The 9,986-nt window shown below is 69.3% G+C and carries 7 protein-coding genes and 1 pseudogene; 5 read left to right on the top strand and 3 right to left on the bottom strand.

The genetic code is table 11. The features are described from left to right. Window positions 1–33 precede the first annotated feature (33 nt). Window positions 34–978, bottom strand: a complete 945-nt coding sequence (locus GQ57_RS33880; protein WP_034200147.1) for a LysR family transcriptional regulator — start codon at window positions 976–978, stop codon at window positions 34–36. A 99-nt stretch (window positions 979–1,077) separates the two neighbouring features. Here GQ57_RS33880 and GQ57_RS33875 point away from each other — a divergent pair, with 99 nt between their 5' ends. Beyond that, window positions 1,078–1,815, top strand: coding sequence for an SDR family oxidoreductase (locus GQ57_RS33875; protein WP_031401414.1), 738 nt, complete (start codon window positions 1,078–1,080; stop codon window positions 1,813–1,815). Between the two features lie 11 nt (window positions 1,816–1,826). On the opposite strand, the gene GQ57_RS33870 is transcribed toward GQ57_RS33875, so the two are convergent. Beyond that, entirely contained in the window at window positions 1,827–2,795 is a 969-nt protein-coding gene (locus GQ57_RS33870) for a LysR substrate-binding domain-containing protein (RefSeq protein ID WP_034200148.1), read from the bottom strand. A gap of 133 nt (window positions 2,796–2,928) precedes the next feature. Between GQ57_RS33870 and GQ57_RS33865 the strand changes: the two genes are divergently transcribed. From GQ57_RS33865 to GQ57_RS33860, 3 genes and pseudogenes are all read left to right on the top strand, one after another. After that, window positions 2,929–3,645: an SDR family oxidoreductase gene (locus tag GQ57_RS33865; RefSeq protein WP_031401412.1), complete on the top strand. Its 717-nt coding sequence runs from the start codon at window positions 2,929–2,931 to the stop codon at window positions 3,643–3,645. 11 nt (window positions 3,646–3,656) lie between these two features. Next, a pseudogene (locus GQ57_RS44320) lies at window positions 3,657–3,788 on the top strand (putative quinol monooxygenase); the annotation flags it as partial. Beyond that, the gene (locus GQ57_RS33860; RefSeq protein WP_031401411.1) at window positions 3,785–4,942 is read left to right on the top strand and encodes an iron-containing alcohol dehydrogenase; all 1,158 of its coding nucleotides are present in this window, start codon (window positions 3,785–3,787) and stop codon (window positions 4,940–4,942) included. The pseudogene GQ57_RS44320 and the gene GQ57_RS33860, both read left to right, overlap by 4 nt. A gap of 58 nt (window positions 4,943–5,000) precedes the next feature. Here the strand turns inward: GQ57_RS33860 and GQ57_RS33855 are convergent, their stop codons facing one another. Then, on the bottom strand, window positions 5,001–7,181 hold the full coding sequence (locus tag GQ57_RS33855; protein ID WP_031401410.1) for an ornithine decarboxylase: 2,181 nt from the start codon (window positions 7,179–7,181) through the stop codon (window positions 5,001–5,003). Between the two features lie 493 nt (window positions 7,182–7,674). Here GQ57_RS33855 and GQ57_RS33850 point away from each other — a divergent pair, with 493 nt between their 5' ends. Further along, window positions 7,675–9,975 carry an Orn/Lys/Arg decarboxylase N-terminal domain-containing protein gene (locus GQ57_RS33850; protein WP_031401409.1) on the top strand — a complete coding sequence of 767 codons (2,301 nt, stop codon included), beginning with the start codon at window positions 7,675–7,677 and terminating at the stop codon, window positions 9,973–9,975. The last annotated feature ends 11 nt before the right edge of the window (window positions 9,976–9,986 follow it).

Below are 9,986 nucleotides of genomic sequence, written 5' to 3'. Positions count from 1 at the left end.
GGCCCGCTGAGCGGCGACCGCCGCGGCCGCCGCTCAGCGGGCCTGCCGCGATATGGGCGCGGCAGGCCCGGGGGTGGCGTCGAACCCCGGCAAACCGGGAATCCGCCGCTCCATGAACTGCAGGAACGTGCGGGTCCTGAGCGGCAGGTACCGGCGCGATGCATAGACGAGGTGCAGCACATGCGGCGGCACCATGTCCCACGCCGGCAGCAACCGGACGAGTTGCCCGCCGTCGATCAGGTCCTGGACGAGCCACGCCGGCGCGCTGCCCACCGCGTTCCCGGCCAGGAAGCATTCCCGCAGCGCCATCGAGCTGTTCACGCGGTACCGGCCGTGGACCGGCACGGCGACCTGTTCGTCGCGCCGCGCGAAGGTCAGCTCGCTGGCGATGTCGGCGCGCGCATAGCCGACATACCGGTGCCGCGCCAGATCTTCGGGCCGGCGCAGCTTCGGCGCCTGCGACACGTATCCCGGCGTGGCGACCAGCAGGCGCGGCGACGAGGCGACCTGGCGCGCCACGACGTCCGGCGGCAACTGGTGGCCGAGGCGGATGGCGACGTCGACGCCTTCCTCGACCAGGTCGATCACGCGGTCGGTCAACTGAAGCTCGACTTCGATCTCCGGCCACGCGGCGAGAAATTCGAGCACGAGCGCGTTCAGCCGCAACTCGCCGAGCCCCAGCGGCGCATTGACGACCAGCTTGCCGACCGGCCGCACCGTTTGCCCGCGCACCTCGGCCACCGCGCTCGCATATTCGTCGAGCACGCGCTTGCAGCGATCGTAGAACCGGCGGCCTTCGTCGGTGGGCGCGAGGCTCGTGGTCGAGCGCTCGAGCAGGCGAACGCCGAGTTGCCGTTCGAACGCGGCGACGATCTTGCTGATCGTCGGCTGCCCGGTGCCTTCCTCGCGCGCGACCGCCGAGAAATTGCCCAGCTCGATGGCGCGGACGAACACGCGCATGGAGCGCAGCGAATCCATCTTATTCCTTGGTGGCATGAACCCTATGCAAGTCTCCCACGTTCCGGCGCAAAGGAGAATGACCTAACGTTCGCGAACCTTCAACCCTGAGGAGTCGACATGAACGAGGCAACGCAATCTTCGGCGCTGGACGGCGCACACGTGGTGGTGGTGGGCGGGAGTTCCGGCATCGGTCTCGCGGCCGCGGCCGCCGCGAAGGCGAAAGGCGCCGGCGTCACGCTGGTCGGCCGGACCCGCGAGAAGCTCGAATCCGCCGCGCAAGCGATCGGCGGCGCAAGCATCGCGGTGGCCGACATCGCGGACCGGCACGCGGTGCAGGCCGTGTTCGACGCGATGACGCGCGTCGATCACCTGGTCGTCACGGCCGGCCGCTTCATCGCCGGCAAGCTGGCCGAGACCGATCCCGATCACCTGCTCGCCGCGCTGCAGGAGCGCATCGCCGGGCCGGTCTACGCGATCCGTGCCGCGTTGCCGCTGATGCCGGCGAGCGGTTCGATCGTGCTGACCGGCGGGCAATTGTCGGATCGTCCGGCCGCGCACGGCACGTCCGTCCTGGCCGCCGCCGTGCGCGGCGTCGAGGCGCTCGCGCAGTCGCTCGCGCTCGAACTGAAGCCGATTCGCGTCAACGTCGTCGCGCCCGGCTTCGTCGAGACGCCGCTGTACGACGCGTTCGGCCGCGAAGCGCGCGACTCGATTCTCGCGGGCGCGGCGGCGGCACTGCCCGGCGGCCGTGTCGGGCGTGCCGCCGAAGTGGGGGAGGCGATCGCGTTCCTGCTCGGCAACGGCTTCATGAACGCCGAGATCCTGCACATCGACGGCGGCGGCCGCCTGGCCTGAACCGGGCGGCGTCAGTCGGGCGAGCGCGCGCCGCCGCGCCGCGCCGGTGCGCGGGAATCCGGATAGGCGCGCTGGCAGACGGCAATGACCGCGTCGCGCAGCCGGCGGTGCACGGGGTCGCCGTGCATGCGGGGATGCCAGAGCGCGGAGACCAGGATCGCGGGCAGGCGCTCCGGGATCTCGAAGCTGCGCAGCCCGAGCGCGGCGACGAGCCCCGGCGAGCACGCGTTGCCGAGGCTCGAGCGCGGCACGAGCGCGATCAGGTCGGTGCTGGCCGCGACGCGCATCGCATCGGGGTAGCCGGGCACGACGACGCGGACGGCCAGGCCCGGGCCGGGGCGGTCGGCCGGCGCGTCGGCCGGGCCGCCGAAATCGCCGAGCTGCGACGCGATGACGTGACGGCAGGCCGCGTAGCGGGCGGGCGTGATCCTTGCCGCGGCGAACAGCGGATGCCCGGCGCGCGCGACCGCGACGTGCCAGTCGTGAAAGAGCATGCGCGTGTGCAGCTCGGGCGCGTCGTCGCCGCGCTTGCCGATTTCCAGGTCGACCGTGCCGTCGCGCAGCGCCTGCGGATCGCGGCCGAGCTTCGGTACGAAGCGGAGGCGCACGAGCGGCGCGACTTCGCCGACCGCGGCGACCACCGGGCCGGACAGCATTTCCATGAACGACGGCGCCGCGCGAATGGTGAACGTGGACGCGAGCGTCGCCATGTCCACGTCGGCCGTTGCGGGCCGGAGCACGGCGCGCGCGTCGCTCGCGACCGCATGCACGCGGTCGCGCAGCGCGGCCGCATGCGGCGTCGGCACGAGCCTGCGGCCGGCCCGCACGAGCAATGCGTCGCCGGTGGCGAGCCGCAGCCGCGTGAGCGTGCGGCTCATCGCGGATGTGCTCAGGCCGAGCCGGCGCGCGGCGCTGGTCACGCTGCTTTCCGACAGCAGCGCGTCGAGCGCGGTGACGAGGTTCAGGTCGATGTCTTCCATGCGGACAGGATACGCCATCGCGTCGTATGGCATGGCGTTCGGTGCAACGATGACTTGAATCCGGTGCGTCTGGCGCCTGCTGTCGTGCGGCCCTATAGTGGCCGCACGATGAATTTCCGCAAAGGTGCGAACCATGCAATCGACCGAATCGAACCATCCAGCCCCCTCGATCCTGCTTGTCGCGGCGTCGCGCGGCCTCGGGCTGGCGATGGCGGAGGCGTTCCTGGGTCACGGCTGGAACGTCACGGGCACCGTGCGCGAAGGCGCGGGGCGCACGCAGCTGCACGACCTGGCGGACCGGTACGACGGCCGGCTCGGGATCGAGACGCTCGACATCTGCGAGCCGGTGCAGCTGGCCGCGTTGCGAGCGCGTCTGTCGGGCCGGCGCTTCGACATGCTGTTCGTGAATGCGGGGACGACCAACGACCCGGGCGAAACGATCGGCGAAGTGACGACCGACGAGTTCGTGCGCGTGATGATCACGAACGCGCTCGCGCCGATGCGCGCGATCGAGACGCTGCAGGATCTGGTCGCGCCGGACGGGTTGATCGGCGCGATGTCGTCGGGGCAGGGCAGCGTGTCGAACAACGTGAACGGGATGCGCGAGGTCTATCGCGGCAGCAAGGCCGCGCTGAACCAGTTCATGCGCAGCTTCGCGGCGCGCCACGCGGGTACGCCGCGCGCGATGGCGCTGATGGCGCCCGGCTGGGTCCGCACGGAACTGGGCGGGCCGGACGCGCGCCTGACGATCGCGGAAAGCGTGCCGAGCCTCGTGAACGTGCTGATCGCGAAGCGCGGGCGTCCCGGGCTCGACTATCTCGACTATCTGGGCAGGACGGTGCCCTGGTAGCCGGCGGCGCGCATCGGGAAACGCCGCATTTCCAGCGGGGCGCGATCGGGGCGATCATTCCGCTGCTAAATCGCCGCGACGTGTCTCGCTACATGGTGCAGCGGGACACCGGCACGGCGACGCTACCGGGAGGCACCCGATGAACCCGTTTCAATTCCGTACCGTTCCGACCCAGATCGTCGAATTCGGCGCCGCGCGGCGGCTCGGCGCATTGCTGCGCGAACGCTTTCCGGCGCTCGTGCGGCTGTGCGTCGTCACCGACGCGTTCCTGCATCGCAGCGGCGTGCTCGCGCCGGCGCTGGAGAGCCTCGCCGCGCACGGCTGGCAGGTCACGGTGCTCGACGACGTGATCGCCGATCCGCCCGAACACGTGGTGCTCGAGGCGACCGGACGCGCCGTCGCGGCCGATGCCGAGCTCGTGCTCGGCCTGGGCGGCGGTTCGTCGATGGACGTCGCGAAGTTGATCGCGGTGCTCGCGCCGGGGCGGCAGGCGCTGGCCGACATGTACGGCGTCGACAAGGTCGCGGTCGCGCGGCTGCCGCTCGTGCAGATGCCGACGACGGCCGGCACGGGTTCCGAGGTCACGGCCGTGTCGATCGTCACGGTCGGCGAGGCGCGCAAGATGGGCGTCGTGTCGCCGCACCTGTTCGCGGATGTCGCGATCCTCGACGCCGAACTCACGCTCGGCCTGCCGCGCGCGGCGACGGCCGCCACGGGCATCGACGCGATGGTGCACGCGATCGAGGCCTATACGTCCGCGCGGCTGAAGAATCCGGTGTCCGACATGCTGGCCGTGCAGGCGCTGACGTTGCTGTCGCGCAACCTGCTCGCCGCGTGCGACGACGGTGGCAACCGGCAGGCGCGCGAGGCGATGCTGGTCGGCGCGATGTTCGCGGGGCAGGCCTTCGCGAATGCGCCGGTCGCGGCCGTGCATGCGCTGGCCTATCCGGTCGGCGGGATCTTCCACGTGCCGCACGGGCTGTCGAATGCGCTCGTGCTGCCGCACGTGCTGCGCTTCAACGCGCCGGCGGCCGCGCCGCGCTACGCGGAACTCGCGGCGATCGTCGCGCCCGCGGCGTCGGGCAGCGACGCGGCGCGCACGGATGCGCTGATCGCCGAGATCGACCGGCTGATTGTCGCGACGGGCATCCCGCGCACGCTGCGCGAGGTCGGCATCGGCGCAGGCGACCTGCCCCGGATGGCATCGGATGCAATGCTGCAGACGCGCCTGCTCGTCAACAATCCGCGCGAGGTGACGGAAGCGGACGCGCTGGCGATCTACCGGCAGGCGTGGTGACGCGGCGGGCGAGCGCCACGCCTGCCGCGATTCATGCCGCGCCGGCCGCCCGTCCGGGCTACGCGCGCGATGCGTCGGCGCCGGCGGCCACCACGTAGGCCGAGGCCTGCCTGGTGCCGTCCGGCCGCGTCTGCAGGTAGACGCCCTGGATTTCCGGTTCGAAGCCCGGCAGCGCGTTGATGCCGGCCTCGAGGGCGCGGAAGTAGTCGAGCGCCGGGCCGCCCCATACTTCGCCGGGCACCACGCAGAAGATGCCGGGCGGATAGGGCAGCGCGCCCTCGGTGGCGATCCGGCCTTCGATGCGATCGAGCGCAACCAGCTCGACGTTGTTGCGGATCAGCTCCGCGTTCGCGGCCTGCGGCAGCATCGCCTGCTTCGGGAACTGCGCCCGCCGGAACATCTGCTTCTGCAGGTGCTTCATGTCGTGGCTGCGGTAGAAATCGTGCATCCGCTGGCACAGCTGCCGCAGGCGCATGGCGCCGTACAGCTCCGGATACGCTTCGCACAGCGACGGAATCGCGTCGCGCAGCGGCGTGTCCTGGTCGAGATGGCGTTCGAACTGCGCGAGGTGCGCGACCAGATGCTGCAGCTTGCCGAAGCTTTCCGACGGCGTGAGCAGGAACAGGATCGTGTACAGGTCGGCCTTCTCGGGCACGACGCCGTGCTCGCGCAGGTAGCGCGCGAGGATCGGCGCGGGGGCGCCGAACGGCGCGTATTCGTGCGTGTCGCGATCGATGCCGGGCGTCGTCAGCAGCAGCTTGCACGGATCGACGAAGTACTGGTCGTCCGCATAGCCCTCGAAGCCGTGCCAGCTATCGGCCGGATGGAAGCGGAAGAAGCGCAGGTCGTCGACGATCTGCTCGGTCGGGTAGTCGGCCCACGGGCGGCCGTCGACGTGTTGCGGAACGAACGGGCGGATCTGGCGGCAGGTCTTCAGCAGCAGCTTGCGCGCCTCGACGCCGTGCGCGACGCAGTCGCGCCACAGGCGCTTGCCGGCCGGGCCGGCGTGCATCTGCGCGTTGACGTCGAGCGCCGCGAACATCGGGTAGAACGGGCTCGTCGACGCATGGATCATGTACGCGTTGTTGAAGCGGCGGTGATCGCAGAAGCGCTTCTGGCCTTCGAGGTGGCCGTCCTTCTTGTGGATCTGCGAGGTCTGCGAGAAGCCCGCCTGCTGCTTGTGCACCGACTGCGTGACGATGATGCCGGGATCGTCGGGGCCGAGCGTCAGCATCAGCGGCGAGCAATCCTGCATCATCGGGATGAACTGCTCGTAGCCGACCCACGCCGAATCGAACAGGATGTAGTCGCACAGGTGCCCGATCCGGTCGACGATCTCGCGCGCGTTGTAGATCGTGCCGTCGTAGGTGCCGAGCTGGATCACCGCGAGCCGGAACGGGCGCGGCAGGCCGGCGCGCTCGGGCGCGACGTCGCGGATCGCGTCGCGAATGCGCGCTTCGCCGAGCGCCGCGTCGTCGACGCCGCCGATGAGGCCCCACGCGTTGCGCGCGGTTTCGAGGTACACCGGCCGCGCGCCGGACAGCACCAGCGCACCGAGGTGCACCGACTTGTGGTTGTTGCGGTCGAACAGCACGAGATCGTCGGGCGCGAGCAGCGCGCTCGTGACGACCTTGTTCGACGTGGACGTGCCGTTCAGCACGAAGTAGGTCTTGTCCGCGTTGTAGATCCGCGCGGCATTGCGCTGCGCTTCCAGCGCGGGGCCTTCGTGGATCAGCAGGTCGCCGAGGCGGACGTCGGCGTTGCAGAGGTCGGCGCGAAAGATCGTCTCGCCGAAGAAGTCGAAGAACATCCGGCCGAGCGGATGATTCGAGAAGAACTGGCCGCCCTGGTGGCCGGGGCAGTCGAATTCGACGTAGCCGCGCTGCACGTATTCGCGCATGACCTTGAAGAACGGCGGCAGCAGGTTCTCGCTGTAGATGTCGGCGGCGGCGGAAATCTGCCGGCCGTGGTAATGGCGGCCGCCGTGCCGCAGCTGGATCACGCCGCTCGCGCGCGGCAGCACCGACGGCGGCACTTCCTGGTCGGGCTCGACCGCGACGAAGAACGGAATCGCGAACCCGGTCCGCTCGACGGTTTTCAGCACCTGTTGCGCCGATTCGATTCCGACGACGACGGCCGCGATATTCGTGAAATCGGTCTGGAATACGTCGACCTGTTCGTGCGTGGTGAGGAAGGCGCCATTCAGCGCCGGCTCGACTGCGATTTTCAACAGGCTCACGCGAATTCTCCGGTAAATGTGCGGAAACGGGAGCCGCATTCGCGGCGGCGCGCATCCGATGCGCACCGCAACCGATTGAAATGCTCCCGCGAATGCGGAATGCCGGATCGCGCACCGCACGACACACCCTGGTGCGGCGTGGTGCAGGCCGCCGGCCGGCACGCGGCGCAGCCGATCGTAGCAACAAAATCCGCTGAATTCAATCGACCGGAAACGGCGTGTGCGATGGCGGAATGCGCGTGATCGGCCGATTAAGAATTCACGTGTTGCAATGCACATGAAAATGAACCGCGCGTGAAAGCCGATTTGAAATCGGCCGATGCTTTAGCCGAATCGTCTGCTTTTCATATAAAGGCAACTATGGCATAGTCGGCTCCGAATCGGATGGCTAATCAAACCGGATTGTCGAGCGTTTCACGCCGCCCGTGGCCTGCTGTCCGCGCGCTCGCGAGACGCCCACCCCAACGCAGCATCGGAACAGCGAGGGCAACACATGAATACGTCCGTCGGTGGCATTCGTCGTCTCGGCATGCGCGCGCTGCTGGTCGACGACGAGATCGCGCAGGAAACGGCGACCGGGCGCGCGGTCCGCACGCTGAGCGCGGAGCTCGTGCAGCGCGACATCGATGTCGTCACCGCGACGACGGCCGACGATGCGATCATGCTGGTCCGCTCCGATCCGTCGATCCAGTGCGTGCTGCTCGACTGGGATCTCGGCGTGGACGGCCATGGGCCGTCCGAATCCGTGGTGGATGCGATCCGGCATCGCAACGCCAACGTGCCGATCTTCCTGCTGGCCGACCGCAGCGTCGCGTCGTCGGTGCCGTCCGCGGTGATGGGCCAGGTCGACGATTTCGTGTGGCTGCTCGAGGATACGGCCGACTTCATCGGCGGGCGCATTCATGCGGCGATCGAACGCTATCGCGCGACCGTGCTGCCGCCGATGTTCGGCGCGCTCGCGAAATTCTCGCGCGTGTACGAATACTCGTGGCATACGCCCGGCCATACGGGCGGCACGGGCTTCCTGAAATCGCCGGTCGGCCGCGCGTTCTTCGAGTATTTCGGCGAATCGCTGTTCCGCTCCGACCTGTCGATCTCGGTCGGCGAACTCGGCTCGCTGCTCGACCACTCGGGCCCGATCGGCGAAAGCGAGCGCTACGCGGCGCGCGTGTTCGGCGCGCACCGCACGTATCACGTGACGAACGGCTCGTCGACGTCGAACCGCATCATCCTGATGGCGAGCGTGAGCCGCGACCAGATCGCACTGTGCGACCGCAACTGCCACAAGTCGGCCGAGCATGCGATGACGATGTCGGGCGCGATTCCGACCTATCTCGTGCCGACGCGCAACCGCTACGGGATCATCGGGCCGATCGCGTCCGAGCGCCTCACGCAGACGGCGATCCGCGAGGCGATCGCCTCGAACCCGCTCGCGGCCGGGCTCGCCGATCGGCAGCCGAAGCACGCGATCGTCACCAACTCGACCTACGACGGCCTGTGCTACAACGTCGCGCGGGTCGAGGCGCTGCTCGGCGCGAGCGTCGACCGGCTGCATTTCGACGAAGCGTGGTACGGCTACGCCCGCTTCAATCCGCTCTACCGCGACCGCCATGCGATGCACGGCGACCCGCGCGACCATCATGCCGACCGCCCGACGGTGTTCGCGACGCAGTCGACGCACAAGCTGCTGACGGCGTTGTCGCAGGCCTCGTACATCCACGTGCGCGACGGCCGCAACCCGATTCCGCATGGTCAGTTTAACGAAACGTTCATGATGCACGCGTCGACGTCGCCGAACTACGCGATCATCGCGTCGAACGACGTCGCGGCCGCGATGATGGACGGCCCCGGCGGCGCGGCGCTCACGCACGAGTCGATCGAGGAGGCCGTCGCGTTCCGGCAGATGATCGCGCGGATGAACGGCGAGTTCGCCGCGAAGGGCGACTGGTTCTTCGAATGCTGGCAGCCCGACACCGTGCTCGAGGCGCGCACGGGCCGCACGCTGCCGTTCCACGACGCGCCGCCCGAGCTGCTCGCGAGCGACCCGGCGTGCTGGGTGCTGCGCCCCGGCGCGCAATGGCACGGCTTCGGCAATATCGAGGACGGCTACTGCATGCTCGATCCGATCAAGGTGTCGATCGTCACGCCGGGCGTCGCGCCCGCCGGCGGGCTGATGCCGGTCGGCATTCCGGCGAGCGTCGTGACCGCGTATCTCGATGCGCGCGGGATCGTCGTCGAGAAGACCACCGATTTCACGATCCTGTTCCTGTTCTCGATCGGCATCACGAAAGGCAAGTGGGGCTCGCTCGTCAGCGCGCTGTGCGACTTCAAGCGCGACTACGACGCGAACCTGCCGCTCGACCTGGCGATTCCGTCGCTCGCGAAGGCGCATGGTTCGCGCTACGCGGGCATGGGGCTGAAGGATCTCGCCGACACGATGTTCGCGGCGATGGAGCAGCTCGGCACGACGCGGCTGATGTCGGAGGCGTTCTCGATCCTGCCGAAGCCGGAGATGAGCCCGGTGCGCGCCTACGAGCATCTGGTGCAGGGCCGCGTCGAGCAGGTCACGCTCGAGGCGCTGGCCGGACGCACGGTCGCCACCGGCGTCGTGCCGTATCCGCCGGGCATTCCGCTGCTGATGCCGGGCGAGAACGCAGGGCCGGCCGACGGCGCGGTGCTCGGCTACCTGAAGGCGCTCGAAGCGTACGACCGGCGTTTCCCGGGCTTCGCGCACGACACGCACGGCGTGGAAGTGGAAGACGGCACGTACCGCGTGTACTGCCTGACGGCCTGAGCATCCGGGCG

It is taken from the genome of Burkholderia sp. MSh2, assembly GCF_000731655.1.
GTDB classification, from domain to species: domain Bacteria; phylum Pseudomonadota; class Gammaproteobacteria; order Burkholderiales; family Burkholderiaceae; genus Burkholderia; species Burkholderia paludis.
The sequence above is the reverse complement of the archived record's forward strand: the minus strand, read 5'-3'. Positions and strand labels throughout refer to the sequence as shown.